The sequence below is a fragment of the Pseudomonas sp. Irchel s3h14 genome (assembly GCF_900187425.1).
Classification (GTDB): domain Bacteria; phylum Pseudomonadota; class Gammaproteobacteria; order Pseudomonadales; family Pseudomonadaceae; genus Aquipseudomonas.
Genome location: NZ_FYDJ01000036.1, coordinates 17,977 through 35,280 on the forward strand (window position 1 = coordinate 17,977; position 17,304 = coordinate 35,280).

The following is a 17,304-nucleotide window of genomic DNA, read 5'->3' on the forward strand; positions in this document are numbered from 1 at the left end:
TTCAATGTTCTACGTGCAACGCGATGCGCAAGGTCAGTTAGTGCGCGTGGAAGCCACGGCCTACGCCGATGCCACGGAAACACTGCCGGCCGACCACCATGAAATCCAGGCCTGGTATGCCAATGAAGTAGTGGAAACCAGCCTCAAACAACTCAAGCAGAGCGACCTGGAAATGATCCGGGTACTCGACGACTTGATCCAGGTGTTGACCAGCAAGGGGGTGATCCGCGTCACCGACCTGCCGCCGGCCGCACAAGCCAAGCTGATGGACCGGACCCAGGCCCGTGAAGCGTTGGGCGGGTTGAGTCAATTGATCGATGATGAAGAGACGGGGTTGATCTAACCCCTCAGACTGATCGTTCCCACGCTCTGCGTGGTAATGCATCCCGGGACGCTCTGCGTCCCATCGGTGCCAGGCGCAACGTCGGCGGCGAGGCTGGAGGCATTCCCACGCAGAGCGTGGGAACGATCAGTGGGTTACTGCCAAGGCTTCGGCTCACCAAACAACTGCCCCTGAACCCCATACAACCCCATCTCACGAATCACCATCAACTCCCCTTCCGTCTCGACCCGCTCGGCAATCAACGGCAAATCGATGCTGTGCGCCGCCCGCTGAATCGCCTCGATGAACAGGCGCTTGTCGCTCTCCTGATCAATCGCCCGGATGTAACTGCCGTCGATCTTCAGATACGCCAACCCAAGCCGCGCCAGGTTGCCGATCATGCTGAAGCGCCCGCCAAAGCGTTGCAGGCTCAGGGAGAACCCGAGTTCGTGCAGACGTCGCGTCAGCTCTTCCAGCATGGCTTGCTCCGGCAACTGCTCCTCACCGATTTCCAGGGTCAATCGCTCCCCGAGATCCGAATGCTGACGCAGGATTTCAAAGACTTTGTTCAACGCCTGTGGGTCGGCCAGCGTCGCTGAAGACAGATTCAGCGCCAGCGACTCTTTATGGTCGGCCATCTGCTCAAGTACCAGCTCCAACATCAGACGGTCCAACCGCGCGGTCCAGCCAAAGCGCTCGAGCCACGGCAGGAAGCGCCCGGCGGGAATGGTCTGGCCTTCGTCGTCGATCAAACGCGACAGCACCTTGTAATGCAGCACCAACTGCGTGTCCTGAGCGGCCACCACCGGCTGGAAATACAGCTCGAAACGCTGCTGGCTCAACGCCTGTTCCAGTAAGTTGTGCCAGGCATGATGGTCGTCGCCGACGCTGGCCGACGCGCTGTGATCCAGGCAGACCCAACTCGAATCGCCCTGGCTTTCCGCCTGAGCCAACGCCTGATCGCCCAGCCCGAGTACCGCTTGCGGGGAGTCGCCATACACAAACGGCGCCAGCCCGATCGAGGCCACCGAGGCCACGTCGGTGGCGCCCGTCGCGTGCAGGCTCGCCAAAGCACTGTCGAGGTTCTGCGCCAGTTGCAGCGCTTCTTCGCGCACCAGCCCCGGCGCCAGCACGGCGAACTCGCCGCCGCGAATCCGCGTCACGAGGTTCAGGGTTTCCGGGTATTTGGCGCACTCTCGGGACAACTGCTCGCCCACCGCTTTCAACAACTGGTCAGTGCGTTGACCGCCCAAACGCTGGTTCAACCCGGCCAGGTCCCTGACCCGTAATAGCAGCAAATAACCGGAACTCGCCTGCTCTGGATTGCTCACTCGGGCGTTCAATTGCATTTCGAAATAACGACGGTTGGCCAGCCCCGTCAGGTTGTCCTGATAGGACTCGGCCCGCAGTTTTTCACTGCGCTCGGCCTGTTCCTGGAACAGCGCTTTAAGCTTCTCGACCATCTGGTTCATGGCCTGCACGACACGCCGCAGTTCCGGCGTGCGCGGCAGTTGCGGCAGGCTGAGGAATTCGCGGCGAGCAATGGCGTGGGATTGCTTGACCATGTAATCCAGCGGCTTCAGTTGCCGGCGCAACAACAGCGCACCCAGCACCGCGCTCACCGCACCGCAGATCAGCAACCAGCCAAGACTGCCCAGCGCGCTCTGCCAGAGTTTGGCCAACGCGAACATCGGGTGGCTGACCACCTCGACCCGCGCCGCCTGCTCCCAGCCACGGCTGACGAGGGCATCACCACCGGCCGCTTCCAGCCCGATCATTTTGACGAACCAGTCCGGCACGTTGTTCACCGCTGGAATGCCGCTGCGCTCGACGATGGTCTGATCGGTCTTGAGGTCGACCACGCGGATGCTCGCGTAATAACCGCTGTCGAAGATCGAACTGACCAGCAACTCGACCATCGCCGGATCGTCGATGTTCGGTGTCAGGGACAGCGCCAATGCCGTCGCCGCATCCTGGGCGTGGGAGCGCAACTGGTTGACGTATTGGGTGCGCGAGCTTTCCAGGCTGACCACGAAGCTACCGGTGAAGGCGATCACCAGGAACAGACAGATAGCGATCAACAGCTGTTTGAACAAGGACATCTGAGCGCGTGCTCCTAGTTAGTCGTCTCGACCGGGAAACCTTCGGCCTGCATTTTCTTCAACACATCCTGCCAACGGGACAGGCGTTTGGTGTCACCGACTTTCTTGTTGCCCTTGGCGCCCGGCAACCACAACCCTTCGGCATTAAAAGAGTAGACCGGCAGCAAATCGGTTCGCTGACTGGCCGGTTTGATCGCATCGATCAGGCTGTCGAGTACCAGCGGCATGGCCTCGGGGCTTGAGTAGTAGGTCAACACCATGTGCGCCCGATTCAGGCGCAAGGCCTTGACGTAAGTGATGCGTAGCTTGTCACTGGCAACGCCGAGATGACGCAGGCTGAAATACTTGGCGATCGCGTAATCTTCGCAATCGCCGGCGCCCTTCCACAGGGCCTCGATGGGTGTTTCCCAATAATCGACCTCGTGCCACAGGTCGATGTCTTCCTCGTAACGCATCTGTTTGTTGAAGAACTGGTTGACCACTTTTAGCTGTTCCAGCTCGCCGACCTGCTTTTGCGTGACCAATAAGTGCTGCCAGGCATCAATGCGTGGCTGTCCTTCGCCCAATGGCCCGTACAATGCCTGCGCGCGACGGCTGATCAGCGAAAAATCCCAATCGGCATGCAGCCCGCCCAGCATAACGCCGGCCAGCAGCAACGCGCAGCACAGCCAGCGCAAAGTCCGAGGGATCGCGAAACATACCGCCAATGCGAGGCATCCAGGTCAGGCAGGTGGAAAGCGGTCGATGGTGCAGGTTAGCCCGGTAAAAGACAATGGCACGGTGAGATCACTGCTGGCGCGCTAAACTTTGTATGGCAGGTGTCATTAAAAACATCGCGGCCACGTCAGGGCGACCTTTTGTCCGTTTGACAACCTGTCAGGCAGTCACTAGTGTCCCCTTGGATCCAAATTCATTTCAGTCAAACAGGGTGCGTAGTTGTGACACAGAAGCCCAATCCTCTGAACAGCATCAAGGTCAACGGGCCGATTCCCGCTCACCTGGCACGCTCGGTGATCGAAGAAACTCTGCGTTCAGCCATTCTCGACGGTCGCATTCCTTGCGGTACCGCCCTGCGTCAGCAAGATTTGGCTGATCTTTTCGGTGTCAGCCGCATGCCGGTGCGCGAAGCCTTGCGCCAACTCGAAGCCCAGGCACTGCTCAATGTCATCGCCCATAAAGGTGCAGTGGTCGCACCGCTGGTTCAGGGCGATGCCGTGGAAACCTACGCGCTGCGGATCCTGCTGGAATCCGAAGCGCTGCGCCTGTCGATCCCGTTACTCGTTAATGAGGATCTCGAACAGGCTGCCCGCTACATCGACGAACTGGAAACGCAAAACAACTACACCGAAATCGGCCGGCTCAATCGGCTCTTCCACATGGCGCTGTACTGCAAGGCGCCGAACCAACGGCTATTGAGGCTGGTGGAAGACGGACTGAACGAAGAGGAGCGCTTCCTGCGCTTCAACCTGGAAGCCATGGGCCTGGGCAAACTGTCCCAGGAAGATCACCGGGCGCTGTTGCTGGCTGTCGAAGACCGGGACGTCGAGCGCGCGGTGAAGTTGCTCGAACAACACCTCAACCGGGGCGTCGAGGTCATCACACGCTACCTCAACAGCCCCGACGCGCTGAACAAGAAAACCTCCAAGTAAACCTCACCGGCAAGCCTGAGCGAGCAGATCGAACTGCTCGCTCTCGCTTGCCGCGTTGCGCTACGCCTCTCTCCAAAGCCCTGCCCTCGATTTACCCCTCTCAAGACCAACAATGACTCCGAGTCGATGACGCGCCGGTGATAGCGGCTGTCGTGATTTACGCTCACTCTTGGGCTGCCAACAAATAATGAACGGGCGACGCACCGCACGAGCGGAGCAGTCCCCGCACCAAGAACCTACGGAAGGAGTCTTGCCACGGGAAAGGAAGAACCGGCGTTGATCCCAGTCAACTTCCGCCCCCCTCAATTCATTTCAACGACTCAGTTAGAAAGTTGCTTCGAGTGAGGCATTCACTCTTCATTTTAATTCTGACTTATATAAGCCGGAAGGAGTAACTACATCCAAATGAAACTCAAATTAAAAGTTTTATTGGAACTTGTCGCGCGCGAAAAAGTTGAACTTTCAAATAATATAAAAATAACTTGCCCGACACTTTATTCATGTATTAGTTTTTCTCCGCCGCCTTCAATACTGGCGCCAGGCCGTCTCTTAACGACGTATTGCAACTTACCCACATCAATTCATTTGAGGCATCCGCTCGCCAGCAGAAAGCCTTAACTAACGATCGCTTATTCATTAAAACCCAACGGTATATCCAATTCACTTATAGGCTCGCCCATGAAACCCACTAAAGACCGCCTCAACCAGAAGAAAGCAGAACTTAGCGCTCATCCGATCTTTTCTGAAATCAACTCAATGTCGGTATTGCAACGTTTCATGGAAACCCATGTGTTTGCGGTATGGGATTTCATGTCACTGACCAAACGCCTGCAACAGGAACTGACCTGCGTCCAGCTGCCCTGGCTGCCGCCGCGAGATCCGCAGGCGGCGCGTTTGATCAACGAGATCGTGCTGGGTGAGGAGTCCGATGATCGTCCGGCTCACGGTCACTACAGCCATTTCGAGTTGTACCTGGATGCGATGCGCGAAGTTGGCGCAAGCACGGCGGTGGTCGAACGCTTCGTCGCGCTGCAAAAAGAAGGCGTGAGTTACGACGTGGCACTGCAAAGCGTGGACGTCGATCCGGCGGCAGCGCAGTTCGTGCGCAACACGTTGCACACCGCGTTGCATGCGCCGGGGCACAGCGTTGCGGCGGCATTTCTGCATGGTCGCGAGAGCGTCATCCCGCAGATGTTCCAGCGAATTCTTGATGACTGGGGCATCGGCATCGAACAGGCGCCGACCTTCCGTTACTACCTCGAACGGCACATCGAAGTCGATTCCGAAGACCACGGCCCCGCCGCTGAAAAACTCCTCGCCCGGCTGGTCAATGGCGATCCGCAACGCGAAGAAGACGTCTACGCCAGCGCCATCGCTGCCGTGGAAAGCCGCATCGCCTTGTGGGACGGCCTGCGCCTGAGCATGACCGAACCTATGCCTGAGGTGAACGCATGAACGCCGCCGACTACCAATCCTTCGCCGACGCCTGGGAAAGCCGCGCGACCATCCGTACCCGCCCCCGGCGGGTGCTGGAGAACGACGACAAGCTGATCTACCCGTTGAGCCGCCAACCATTGGTGTTGAGCGAAACCTTCCTGCGCGAATGCCCGGAGCAACGCGACTTTGCGCTGGTGCAGACGCTCTACAAATTCATCAATGACGTGGTGATTTTCGAAACCGAAATCGTCGACAAGACCGCCCGCAGCATCGCCAAGAATCGCTTCGCCGTGGCCTTCCCGTTCGCCTGCCGCTACGACGCCATGACCGTGGTGGTGGACGAGGATTACCACGCACTCGTGGCAATGGATTTCATGCAACAGACCGTCGCCATGACCGGCATCACGCCCATCGAACTGCCGGATGAAATCGAACTCAGCCGAGCCATTCCAGCGGCCGTGGCGCTCGCGCCGGAACACCTGCGCAGCGCCGTGGAATTGATCTGCGTGGCCATCGCCGAGAACACCGTGACCGGGGATGTTGCGGCGTTCGCCAAGGACGACACGGTCAAGCAGTCGATCAAGGGCCTGATGGCCGACCACTTGCTCGACGAGGGCCGCCACTCCGGATTCTGGGCGCGGCTGGTGCGCATCTACTGGCACACCGCGAGCGAAGACGACCGCCGATGCATTGCGAAAATCCTACCGGTGTTCATCGGCCATTACCTGACCAACGACATCCAGAAATCGTTCGACTTCCGCCTGATCGAATCCTTGCAGATCAGCGACGCCGCACGCCAGGCCCTCAAGAGCGAAGCGTCGGGGCTGGCCTTCCCGATCAATCGCCATCACCCGCTGGTCGCCAACATCGTGCGGTTTTTCCGCAGCAGTTCGCTGCTCGATTCGCCGTGCGTGCAAGACGCCCTCAGCGATTACCTGGTTTAACGAGGAGCCCATCATGAGACGTCTCGACATTCTGCTCATTGGACACAGCCAGGCCTTGACCGACCTGGCGCTGGAACTTGAACAACACGGTCATTCTCTGATGCGCCTGGCAGCCGTCGACGAGCAGCCGTTGGGTAACGCTGATTTGCTGATCGACGACGCCAGCCTGCCTGTTCAAGACGTCGGCGATGCACCGCGACTGACACTGCAACTGGGTATCGGTGTGCCTGGGGTTTCTGGCCTGCCGCCGCTGGACGTGCTGTGCACGTACGGTTCAACGCTGTTCACTCGCGTGCCTATCACCGATGAACCTTCGGGCAACGGTCAGGCATTGCGCCTGCGGGCAGTGGCAAAACTGGTCGATCATGTGGCGCTGCTGGTCAGCCGTTTCTCTCGCGATGCCGACTATTTTCTGCTGGCTGAGCCTGTTTCTCCCGCTCACTTCGAGCACGTGGAAAACTTGCTCTATTTGGAGAACCTCGCGTTTTTCCATCAGCTCAATCTCACGGCGGCACCCGCGCTACTGGCGCTCAGCCAAATCCCGATGATCGAGCGCCTTGAGCGGCGCTTCATCCAGTGTGCCGAACGACCCGCGCTGAACATTGCCGGCACGTCCCTGAGCTATCGGCATTTGCACGCCCACAGCCGCGCCATCCAGCAGCGTTTGCAGCCGTTGCTCGCTCAGCGTCACGGGCCGTTGGTAATCGGAATCTGCCTGCCAAAATGCAGCGCGCTGTATGCGGGGATTCTCGCGATTCTTGGCAGTGGCGCGGTGTACCTGCCGCTGGAACCGAGCCACCCCTTGCAACGTCAGCAGTACATTCTGGAAAACGCCGGAGCAGTGTTTTTGCTGCATGACGGTGAGCATCCGCTCGCGGCGCAAATGCCGGGACTCGACATCAGCCGCATCGACATCGGTGACGTGGATCTCGATCAACCCTTGATGCGCCAACGACCCGATCCAGATGCGCCGTGCATGGCGCTCTACACCTCGGGCACCACCGGCCATCCCAAAGGCGTGTTGCTCAGCCAGGCCAACCTCGCGCACTTCACCGCGTGGTACGCCGACTATGTGCAGCTGACCGAACAGAGCCGGGTGCTGCAGTTTTCGTCGTTGAGTTTCGACTCGTCACTGATCGATATCTTCCCGACCCTGCTCCAGGGCGCCGAACTGATCGTGCCCGGCGACGATCAGCGCCGCGATCCGTTGCAACTGGTCGAGCTGATCCGCCATCAACAACTGAGCCATGCCTTTTTGCCGCCGGCGTTGTTGAGCATCCTGCCGCTGGATCAATTGCAATGCCTCGATCACGTGATGACCGGCGGCGATGTCTGCGAACCCTACGTCATCGAGCAGCTCACCCGTCAGGGCAACCTCTACAACCTCTATGGCCCGACCGAAGCGACGGTGTTGATTACCGCGCGACAACTGCGCACCGGCGACAGCAACCGCACCCTCGGCGCGCCTATCGCCAACAGTCAGGTGCTGATTCTCGATGAGGATTTTCAACCGGTGGCCGAGCAGACCGTCGGTGAGTTGTACATCGTCGGGCCTGGGGTGTGCCTGGGCTACCTGAACAACCCGCAGCAGACCGCCGAACGTTATCTGAATCTGAATTTGCCGAATGGCCAGAGCCTGCGCGCCTACCGCACCGGCGACATGGCGAAGTGGACCCGCGACGGCATCGAGCTGTGCGGACGGCGCGACAACCAGGTGAAGATTCGCGGCTTCCGGGTCGAGCCGGAAGAGATCGAACGCTGCCTGCGTGACAGTCAGTTGTACCGCCAGGTGGCAGTGGTTATCGACAGCCAGCGCCGGATTCTGGCCTTCCTCGCGCAGCCTCAGGAGGACCAACCCGGCACCGCTCGCGAAGCGCTGAAAGCTCACGCGACACAGTTTCTGCCGGATTACATGCAGCCCACAGCCTGGACCGAACTGCCGAACATGCCGTTCGCCAGCAACGGCAAGGTCGACCGCAAGGCGCTGTTGGCGATGCCCGTGAATGTGTCCGAAAACACGCTGCGACGCTTGCCCACCAGTGCCGATGAGGCGCTGCTGCTGGAGATCTGGGCCGAGCTGCTGGAGCTGCCGGCCAGCGATATTTCCACCGATGAAAGCTTCTTCAATCTGGGCGGCCACTCGATCCTGCTGTCGCGCATGCTGTTGCGTCTGCGTGAGGAGTTCGGTCGCAGCATCTCGATCAACCGCTTCATCGAATTGCCGACCATCGCGAAGTTGGCGACCTTGGTGCGCGGCTCCGGTACCGAAGAGGTATTGAGCGAAAAAGCCTTGGCCGATGCCTTCCGCGAACTGGATATCCAGCCGTTACCAGTCAACCGCATGGGCGATGTGCACAAGGTGATCGTTACCGGCGCCAACAGCTTTGTCGGCGTGCACATCGTCGAAGCGTTGCTCGCCTGGGGCGCCAGCGAAGTCGCCTGCCTGGTTCGCGACGGCGGTGGGCAATCGGCGGCCAAGCGGTTTGCCCATGCACTGCGAGAAAACCGTCTGGAGCATCTGGACCTGAGCCGGGTGCGGGTTTATGCGGCGGACATTACGCGTCCGTCATTGGGGCTCGAAGCGGATGTTTACGAGCGACTGGATCGGCAGTTCGGCGCGTTGGTGCACAACGCCGCCAACGTCAATCACGTACTCGATTACGAGTCGCTGGCGCGGGACAACGTCGAGCCGATTTTCGAGTGCCTTCGGTTGTGCGAAGGGCGCAGCAAGAAGATCTTCAACTTCGTCTCGACGCTCTCGGCTTCCAGCACGATTGCCGCCGATGGCCGGGTGCTGGAATTGCCCGCCGCGCAGACCCCGCCGATCTACATCAAGAACGGCTACAACCTGTCCAAATGGGTCGGTGAGCGGATCCTCGAACGCGCTCGCGAACGTGGTGTACGGGTCAATCTTTACCGCCCCGGCAACATCAGTTTCAACAGCCTCACCGGTGTCTGCCAGCCTCACAAAAATCGCTTGATGCTGATGCTCAAAGGCTCGATCCAGCTCGGCCAGGTGCCGGAATTCGCGCTGAATTTCGACCTGATGCCGGTGGACTTTCTGGCCCGTTTCATCGCCTTCCATGCCAGCCGTTATTCATCCGAAAAAGCGGTATTCAACCTGCACAACCCCGAACCTCTGAGCTGGGACAACTACGTCGCCTCATTCCGTGAGGCGGGTCGGGAGTTTTCCATGGTCAGCGTCGCCGACTGGCAGCAGCAACTGGGCCGGGTCGACAGCGACAACGCGTTGTTCGGCGTGCTCGGTTTCTACCTCAACGGCTTCGAGGAAGACATCGGCGACATCTCAATGATCGGCCACGCCAACGCCCAGGCGGGCGTACGGCAGATGGGCGCGCATTACCCGGAAAAATCCCCGGCGCTGCTGCGGCGCGGCTGCGATTACCTGAAAGAAATCAACTTCATCTGATTCAACCCAACCCCAAGAATGGAGCAAGACCATGAGCACTCTGCAACCCGATACCCTGATCAAAAATCCTCAAGGCTGCCACGTGGTGTCCTCGGTGGAAGTGCCGGCCGATGCCAGGAAGGTCTGGGCAGTGGTCGGTAACTTTGCCGGCTTCGATCAATTCATTCCGACGCTCTCGCACATCGAGATGACCGGCGAAGGCGTGTCGTCCCTGCGCAAGAAATTCTTCAAGGACGGCAACCTGGTGGTCGAGCAACTCAACTCCCGGGATGACCAGGCGCTGAACATGACCTGGACCACGATTTACAACACCTTGGGCGTGGCCAATTTGTGGGCGGCGATGAGTGTCGAACCGCTGGGCGCGGGCCAATCCCGAGCGACCTGGACCATCATCGCCGAACCCGCACAGGGCGGCGCGGAGGCGTTGCCGGGGTTCACGGATTTCGTTCAGGGCTTTGCCGATGACTCGATGAACAATGTGCTGAAGCTGTTTGCGTAAGGCCTAAGTTTGGCGGTGATTCAACTACCGCTTTCGCGAGCAAGTCGAATCGTCGCACCGCCGCTCCCACATTTGACCGAATTTCTTCTGAAGAAACGCGGTTGAATGTGGGAGCGGGCTTGCTCGCGAAGAACGATAACGCGGTCTAACTGACCGGAATCAGATTTTGAAGCTGTCGACCAACTGCTTCAATCGGTTCGCCTGCAGGGACAACGCATCGCAATCCTTCAACGTTTCATTGAGGTTGGCCACGCTCTGCTGGTTCAGCAGGTTGATCTGGTTAACGTCGACGTTGAGGGTTTCCACGACCGCCGTCTGCTCTTCGGTCGCCGCGGCCACCGACTGGTTCATGCCGTCGATTTCGCCGATGCGCTGGGTCACGCTGACCAGTCGCAGACCGGCCTGGTTCGCCACTTCGACGCTCTGCTCGCTGGAGACCTGACTGGCGTTCATCGTGGTCACCGCTTCACGAGAACCGATCTGCAGCGAGGTGATCATCTTGTGGATCTCCTCCGCCGATTCCTGAGTACGGTGAGCGAGGTTACGCACTTCGTCCGCCACTACCGCAAAACCACGACCGGCTTCACCCGCGCGGGCCGCTTCGATGGCCGCGTTGAGCGCGAGCAAGTTGGTCTGCTGGGAGATGCCTTTGATCACATCCAGAATGTGCCCGATGTTATCGGTGCTGGCGTTCAGGGTTTCGATCTGGGTGCAGGACAGACTGATTTTCTGCGACAACTCGGTCATCGCCAAGATGGTTTTCTCCACCACCTGACGACCGTCATCGGCCTGCTCGCTCGCACCGCTGGCGTGCTGGGAAGCATCGGCGGCGTTGCGGGCGATTTCCTGGGTGGCGGCGCCCAACTGGTTGATCGCCGCGGCCACACTGTTGGTGCGGGCGCTTTGCTCGTCGGAACCGACGATCGAAGCGTTGGAAGAAGCCATCACCCGCTGCGACAGGTCGTGAACCTGGCGGGTTGCCGACGACACTTCGGAAATCGACGCGTGAATTCGCTCCACGAACTGATTGAACGAACCGCCCAGCTCGCCGAACTCGTCTTTGCTTTCTACCGCCAGACGTCGGGTCAGGTCGCCCTCGCCTTGAGCGATGTCCTGCATCGCACGGCCCATGGTGATCAGCGGACGCATCAGCACGTTGATCAGCAGGCTCAGCAGCACGGCAATGGCCGTCACGGCGATGAACATCGCGATCAGCGCAGAAGTACGGAACTGGCTGAGGGGGGCGTAGGCCTTGTCCTTGTCGATCGACAGACCGATGTACCACTCGGCATTCGGCAAACCACTGACCGGAGTAAACGAAAGGATACGGTCCTGCTTGTTCAGGGTGACTTCCTGATTGCCCTTCTCGATACGCACGCCGGCGTTCGGGTAGATGTCCTTCAGGTTTTTCATCACCTGGTCTTTTTCCGGGCTGACAATCACCTGACCGTCGGCGCTGACCAGGAATGCGTGGCCGATACCACCGAAATCCACCGAATTGATGATCTTCACCAGGGTTTCCAGACTCAGGTCACCGCCAACCACACCGAGCAACTCGCCGTTCTTTTTCACCGGCAGGGCGATGGTCACCACCAGCCCACCGACGGCGGCCATGTAAGGCGGGGTCAGCATGGTCTTGTCGGCAGCCACGGCCTGTTTGTACCAGGGACGCTGACGCGGGTCGTAACCGTCAGGCATCTTCGCGTCCGGGCGCTGAGTGAATAAACCGTTGGCCTGGCCCACGTAGGTGAACTGGAAGTTCGAGGTCAAGGCCGGTTGATTGACCAGCCCCGGGAGGTCGGCATTGGCGCCTTGATGGGCGACGTTTTGCGCGAGGTTTTCCAGTACCAGCACACGGCCGCTCATCCAGTTCTGCACGCTGCTGGCGGTCAGATCGCCGGCCTGCTGGACGCTCGATTCAAGGTTTTGACGGATGGTGTTTCGCTGCAGATAGTCGTTGTACAAAGTGAACAACGCAAAAGCCAGCACCACGACGCCGGAGGCGGCCAGAAGGATTTTATGGCTGAATTTGAGATTCATTTCATGGGACTTCTTATGCAAAAAGTGGGGATGCGTTCCGGGTTGCAACATTCCATGTAACAGCGCAGGCAGGGCTCTAGGGCTGCTCTACTTTGGTGCACGCATGTCTCATCAGGCTGTCGGCACAAACCGGAGAAAACTTAGGCGTTTGTACGAAATGGTCGGTATTCGTGTCAGATACCCGCCGAACGGTGAGCCAGAGCGCCTGTTCAGCCCTTTTGTGATGACGGTTGTTCGTGCGGCAGTTGCAAATTCCGCAACCCTTGATGACAATGCGACTAATTATCATTTGTGACGTTCGGGCTGTCGCGTTCATGTCCTCACCTGAGTTTGCAGTACAGGCGCTTTACAGTAGCCATCACGGTTGGCTCAACATGTGGCTGCGCGCGCGTCTGGGTAATGCAGCCGATGCGGCGGATCTGGCCCAGGACACGTTTGTGCGTCTGCTGCACAGAACCGAACGCCTGGAACTCAAGGCTCCCCGCGCCTTTCTTCGAACGATCGCCCGTGGGTTGGTGATCGACCATTGGCGCCGTGAAGAAATCGAACGCGCCTACCTGGAAACCATCGCCCATTTGCCCGAGTCCCAAACCCCGAGCGTCGAAGCGCGGGCATTAGTGCTTGAATTGCTGGAAAGCATCGCCCGTATGCTCGAAGGCCTGAAGCCGAAAGTGCGTCAGGCGTTTCTGCTGGCGCAGTGCGAAGGACTGACCCACAAACACATCGCCGAGCAGATGGGCTTGTCTCTGCGTTCTGTAGAACGCTATGTGGCCGACGCGCTGTATCACTGCTACGTGCTGCGGTATGAAGCGTGATGCCTGTGGATAACTTGTCGCTGAATCGGCGCGAGGAACCTCACCAACAAGTGGTCAAACAAGCCATCCATTGGCTGCTGCGTCTGCGAAACAACTCGGCTAATTCCCGGCTACGTCAGCAATGCGACGTCTGGCGGGCCGAACACCATGAACACGAACTGGCCTGGCAACGGGTGCAGTCGTTGCAAGCCGAGTTGAGCAGCAACCTGCGGGCAGTGCCCGGTGCTCAAGTGGCCTTCAATACGTTGGAAAACAGCGCCCAGGGACTGGGACGCCGCCAGGCCTTGAAGCTGCTGTCGGGTGCGTTGCTGATGGGGTCGGCGGCGTGGCTGGGCAAGGATGTAGCGGGCTGGCAACAGTGGACCGCTGATTTCGCCACCGCCACGGGTGAACGGCGCGGCTTCCAGTTGCCCGACGGCACACGACTGGAGCTCAACACCGCCAGTGCAGTGGATCTGGATTACAACGCGCAGCAGCGACTGATCACACTGACTCGCGGCGAGATCATCGTGACCTGCGGCGGGATTGACGAAGGATCTCCGTTTGATCGACCGCTGCGGGTGCAAAGTCGCCAGGGTGTGTATGAAGGCGTCGGGGCACGTTTCATCCTGCGACAGGACGGCGACTGCACGCGGCTCAGCGTTACCGGCGGCATAGTCCTCATACATTCACCACTTGCCGCCGATAGCACACCGATCCAGGTGCAGGCCGGGCAAAGTTATCTGATCGATCATCACCAGGCGAGGTTGGCGCCACCGCTGAACATGGATGCCGGCGCTTGGGTCGACGGGCTGATTGTGACTCGCAATATGCGGCTGGGGGATTTCCTTGATGAAGTCGGACGCTATCGCCACGGGTATCTGACGTGCTCAGCGGACATTGCCGACTTGCGGCTGTCCGGGGTTTTCCGCCTGGAGAACACCGACAGGTTGCTGGCCATCCTGCCGCAAACCCTGCCGGTGCAACTGCGCTATCGCACTCGTTGGTGGGTGACGCTGGAGCGACAGGCCTGAATTATTTTTGGCGGGTTTTCCGGGCAAGTCCGGCTTGGTCAGTAAGCACTTCAATTCTGATCTCAGCGACTTCCTACGGAAACCTACAATGACTGTGCGCGCCACCAGTAAGAATCCTCTTCATTTCGCCGCCGATTCAGGCGTCCTGCGCTACGCCGTACGCGCTGCGCTGTTCTCTACCGCGCTGGGTGTCGGCGTGTTGCCTACACTGGGCGTAGCGGCAGAGGGCAGCGAGGTCAGTAGCCACCGTTACAACATTGCCGCGGGCCCCTTGAGCGATGTGCTCAACCAGTTTGCGCGTCAGGCGGGGATTACCTTGTCGATGACGCCTTCGCAAACCGGGGGCCTTCAGTCACCCGGCGTGCAGGGCGAGTATTCGGCGGATCAGGCACTTCGACGCTTGCTCAGCGGTTCGGGTTTGGAGGCCGTGAGTCAGGATGGCAGCAGCTACGTGTTGCGCCCGGTCGCCGAAACCGAAGCGCTGGCATTGCCCACTACCGACATCAAAGGCTTCGCCCTCGGCAATGCGCTGGGCAGTATGGACGGCTACAACGCGACGCATAGCCAGATCGCCACCAAGACCAGTACCGCGTTGCTGGAAACTTCGCAAAGTGTGTCTGTGGTAACCCGTGAGCAAATGGACGATCAAGGCTCGCAAACCGTGTCCCAGGCCATGCGTTACACCCCCGGCGTGCTGACCAATCCCTACGGCGCAACCCACCGTTATGACTACGTGGCGCTGCGCGGCTTCAACGATGGTTCGGTGGATAACATCTATCTGGATGGTTTGAAGTCCATGGGGGACAGCGGCACCTACAGCACCATGCAAGTGGATCCGTATTTCCTCGAGCGCGTCGATATTCTCAAAGGGCCGTCATCGGTGCTCTACGGTCGCAGCTCACCCGGGGGTCTGGTGGCGCTGACCAGCAAGAGGCCACTATATGAAGCCTATCATCAGGTTCAAGCCACAGTGGGCTCCCAGGGGCAGCGCGGCATGGGTTTCGACTTCAGCGGCCCGGTGGATGATGACAAACGCATTGCCTATCGCCTGACAGGGCTGGCGGATCAGTCCGACACACAGTTCGATCACAACAAAGAAAAACGCTTCGCTCTCGCGCCTACGGTGAGCATCGATTTCACCGAAGACACCTCGCTGACCCTGCAAGCGTATCTGCAACACGATCCGGACGGTGGTTATCACGGTGGAGTGCCGGCCGACGGCACAATTCATCAGCGCAATGGGAATCGGATCTCCCCGCACTTCTTCGAGGGTGAACCGAGCATTGATGGCTTTCAGCGCGATCAGCAGTCCTTCGGTTATCAGTTCGAGCATCGCTTCAACGACGTCTTCACTGCACGACAGAACTTCCGTTACCTCGATTCCAAAGTGAAGCTGGATCAGGTCTATGCCTATGGCTGGACGACACCGAGCAGTAATGAGTTGAATCGTTATTACACCGGTGGCGATGAGAAACTTCATGCATTCATTGTCGATAACATGCTGCAAGCGGAGTTCTTCACCGGTGCAACCAAACATACTGTATTGATGGGCGCGGACTACCAGCGTCGCAAAACCGTGGTCGACTGGGCCAGCGGTGGACTTGCACCGATTAATGCGTTCAACCCTGTGTATGGAAATTCGGACATCGACTTCTACAGTCCGACCAGCTACCTGCGTCGCCTGGAACAAACCGGTGTGTACCTGCAAGACCTGATCGAGATGGACAAGTGGCGCTTCTCGCTCGGGCTGCGCCAAGACTGGGTCGAAACGTCCGATGAGAATCGGCTGGCTGAAACCGGCCGGCCGCAGGGCACTGAAATCAGTGACAAACGCACCAAGCTGACTGGTCGCGCCGGGGCGCTGTACCTGTTCGATAACGGCATTGCGCCTTACATCAGCTATTCCGAGTCGTTCAACCCGAACTCCTATTCGGACAGTGCGGGTAATCCCCTGGCACCGACCGATGGCACTCAGTGGGAAGTGGGCCTGAAGTACCAACCGCCGGGCACTGATAACTTGTTCACCGCGTCGCTGTTCCGCATCGATCAGGAGAACCTGGCAACCAAACTGCCACAGGAAAACTTCTATCGCGCCGTAGGTGCTGTGCGCTCCCAAGGCTTGGAACTGGAAGCGCACATGCAGCTGACTGACAACTTTAAAGTGCTCGGTAGCTACACCTTCACCGACATCGAGTACTCCAAGTCGATGATCAGCACCTTGAGTACGACCACCGACGTAATCGAGAACAAGGGCAACTCGCCAACCCAAGCGCCACGGCACATGGCCTCGATCTGGGCTGACTACAAGTTCGACAGTGCGGCACTCGATGGTCTGCGATTGGGTGGTGGTGTGCGATATGTCGGCTATAGCTGGGCCGACGCGGAAAACACCATGAAGGTGCCGTCCTACACGCTGTTTGATGCGTCTGTTGGTTACGATCTAGGCAAGGTTGGGTTGAAGGGCGTTGACGTACGCCTGAACGCGAACAATCTGACCAATGAGTCCTACGTGGCCTCCTGTGCCAGCCTGAACTTCTGCTACCTGGGCGAAGAACGCAATGTTGCCGCGACGGTAAGCTACCAGTTCTAATCCCTCGTCATTCCAACAAAGCCAGCGCCTGAATTCAGGGGCTGGCTTTGTCGTCTCTGCGGGAACATTCCACTGGTTTGGCGATGGCGTTTCTGAGCGTTTAGCGAGCCCAGAACGACAAAACCCCTGTCTGCGTTAGCAGACAGGGGTTTCGGAATTCAATCTTGACGATGACCTACTCTCACATGGGGAAACCCCACACTACCATCGGCGATGCATCGTTTCACTGCTGAGTTCGGGATGGGATCAGGTGGTTCCAATGCTCTATGGTCGTCAAGAAATTCTGTGACCAGCCCGTTACAGCGTAACGTGCCAGCAAAATGGGTGACTTCTACTAAAACAAAACCCCTACCTGCATACGCAGATAGGGGTTTCGGAATTTAATCTTGACGATGACCTACTCTCACATGGGGAAACCCCACACTACCATCGGCGATGCATCGTTTCACTGCTGAGTTCGGGA

General features: G+C 58.8%; 12 protein-coding genes and 1 rRNA gene. 9 read left to right on the plus strand and 4 right to left on the minus strand.

Going from position 1 to position 17,304, the window contains the following annotated elements:
* Positions 1-4 precede the first annotated feature (4 nt).
* A complete protein-coding gene (locus CKW16_RS30755) occupies positions 5-343 on the plus strand; it encodes a tryptophan synthase subunit beta (RefSeq protein WP_095133362.1) in 339 nt (112 codons plus the stop codon).
* Between the two features lie 134 nt (positions 344-477).
* Here the strand turns inward: CKW16_RS30755 and lapD are convergent, their stop codons facing one another.
* Positions 478-2,424, minus strand: a complete 1,947-nt coding sequence (gene lapD, locus CKW16_RS30760) for a cyclic di-GMP receptor LapD (protein WP_095133364.1) — start codon at positions 2,422-2,424, stop codon at positions 478-480.
* Between the two features lie 14 nt (positions 2,425-2,438).
* Complete coding sequence (gene lapG / locus CKW16_RS30765; protein ID WP_095133366.1) at positions 2,439-3,131, minus strand: cysteine protease LapG; 693 nt, start codon at positions 3,129-3,131, stop codon at positions 2,439-2,441.
* A gap of 231 nt (positions 3,132-3,362) precedes the next feature.
* Here lapG and CKW16_RS30770 point away from each other — a divergent pair, with 231 nt between their 5' ends.
* From CKW16_RS30770 to CKW16_RS30790, 5 genes are all read left to right on the plus strand, one after another.
* Positions 3,363-4,073, plus strand: coding sequence for a GntR family transcriptional regulator (locus CKW16_RS30770; protein WP_095133368.1), 711 nt, complete (start codon positions 3,363-3,365; stop codon positions 4,071-4,073).
* Positions 4,074-4,751: 678 nt separating this feature from the next.
* Positions 4,752-5,528 (plus strand): DUF3050 domain-containing protein, encoded by a 777-nt coding sequence (locus CKW16_RS30775; protein WP_095133370.1) that lies wholly within the window; start codon positions 4,752-4,754, stop codon positions 5,526-5,528.
* Complete coding sequence (locus CKW16_RS30780; protein WP_095133372.1) at positions 5,525-6,454, plus strand: diiron oxygenase; 930 nt, start codon at positions 5,525-5,527, stop codon at positions 6,452-6,454. Before CKW16_RS30775 ends, CKW16_RS30780 begins: the two co-directional genes overlap by 4 nt.
* A 13-nt stretch (positions 6,455-6,467) precedes the next feature.
* The gene (locus CKW16_RS30785; RefSeq protein ID WP_095133374.1) at positions 6,468-9,884 is read left to right on the plus strand and encodes a non-ribosomal peptide synthetase; all 3,417 of its coding nucleotides are present in this window, start codon (positions 6,468-6,470) and stop codon (positions 9,882-9,884) included.
* 31 nt (positions 9,885-9,915) lie between these two features.
* Positions 9,916-10,383, plus strand: coding sequence for an SRPBCC family protein (locus CKW16_RS30790; protein ID WP_095133376.1), 468 nt, complete (start codon positions 9,916-9,918; stop codon positions 10,381-10,383).
* A 159-nt stretch (positions 10,384-10,542) separates the two neighbouring features.
* On the opposite strand, the gene CKW16_RS30795 is transcribed toward CKW16_RS30790, so the two are convergent.
* Complete coding sequence (locus CKW16_RS30795; RefSeq protein WP_095133378.1) at positions 10,543-12,423, minus strand: methyl-accepting chemotaxis protein; 1,881 nt, start codon at positions 12,421-12,423, stop codon at positions 10,543-10,545.
* Between the two features lie 314 nt (positions 12,424-12,737).
* On the opposite strand from CKW16_RS30795, the gene CKW16_RS30800 reads away from it, so the two are divergent.
* The 3 genes from CKW16_RS30800 (at position 12,738) to CKW16_RS30810 (ending at position 16,841) form a co-directional block, all read left to right on the plus strand.
* Positions 12,738-13,238 (plus strand): sigma-70 family RNA polymerase sigma factor, encoded by a 501-nt coding sequence (locus CKW16_RS30800; protein WP_095133379.1) that lies wholly within the window; start codon positions 12,738-12,740, stop codon positions 13,236-13,238.
* Positions 13,238-14,251 carry a FecR domain-containing protein gene (locus CKW16_RS30805; RefSeq protein WP_095133381.1) on the plus strand — a complete coding sequence of 338 codons (1,014 nt, stop codon included), beginning with the start codon at positions 13,238-13,240 and terminating at the stop codon, positions 14,249-14,251. The genes CKW16_RS30800 and CKW16_RS30805 overlap by 1 nt, the downstream gene beginning before the upstream one ends.
* 88 nt (positions 14,252-14,339) lie before the next feature.
* Positions 14,340-16,841 (plus strand): TonB-dependent siderophore receptor, encoded by a 2,502-nt coding sequence (locus CKW16_RS30810; protein WP_095133383.1) that lies wholly within the window; start codon positions 14,340-14,342, stop codon positions 16,839-16,841.
* A gap of 162 nt (positions 16,842-17,003) precedes the next feature.
* Here the strand turns inward: CKW16_RS30810 and rrf are convergent.
* Positions 17,004-17,119 (minus strand): 5S ribosomal RNA (rrf, locus tag CKW16_RS30815).
* Positions 17,120-17,304: the final 185 nt, after the last annotated feature.

Coding starts and splice junctions, on each gene's coding strand:
- CKW16_RS30755 (WP_095133362.1), top strand. CDS start 5: ATGTTCTACGTGCAACGCGATGCGCAAGGTCAGTTAGTGCGCGTGGAA.
- lapD (WP_095133364.1), bottom strand. CDS start 2,424: ATGTCCTTGTTCAAACAGCTGTTGATCGCTATCTGTCTGTTCCTGGTG.
- CKW16_RS30775 (WP_095133370.1), top strand. CDS start 4,752: ATGAAACCCACTAAAGACCGCCTCAACCAGAAGAAAGCAGAACTTAGC.
- CKW16_RS30780 (WP_095133372.1), top strand. CDS start 5,525: ATGAACGCCGCCGACTACCAATCCTTCGCCGACGCCTGGGAAAGCCGC.
- CKW16_RS30785 (WP_095133374.1), top strand. CDS start 6,468: ATGAGACGTCTCGACATTCTGCTCATTGGACACAGCCAGGCCTTGACC.
- CKW16_RS30790 (WP_095133376.1), top strand. CDS start 9,916: ATGAGCACTCTGCAACCCGATACCCTGATCAAAAATCCTCAAGGCTGC.
- CKW16_RS30795 (WP_095133378.1), bottom strand. CDS start 12,423: ATGAATCTCAAATTCAGCCATAAAATCCTTCTGGCCGCCTCCGGCGTC.
- CKW16_RS30800 (WP_095133379.1), top strand. CDS start 12,738: ATGTCCTCACCTGAGTTTGCAGTACAGGCGCTTTACAGTAGCCATCAC.
- CKW16_RS30805 (WP_095133381.1), top strand. CDS start 13,238: ATGCCTGTGGATAACTTGTCGCTGAATCGGCGCGAGGAACCTCACCAA.
- CKW16_RS30810 (WP_095133383.1), top strand. CDS start 14,340: ATGACTGTGCGCGCCACCAGTAAGAATCCTCTTCATTTCGCCGCCGAT.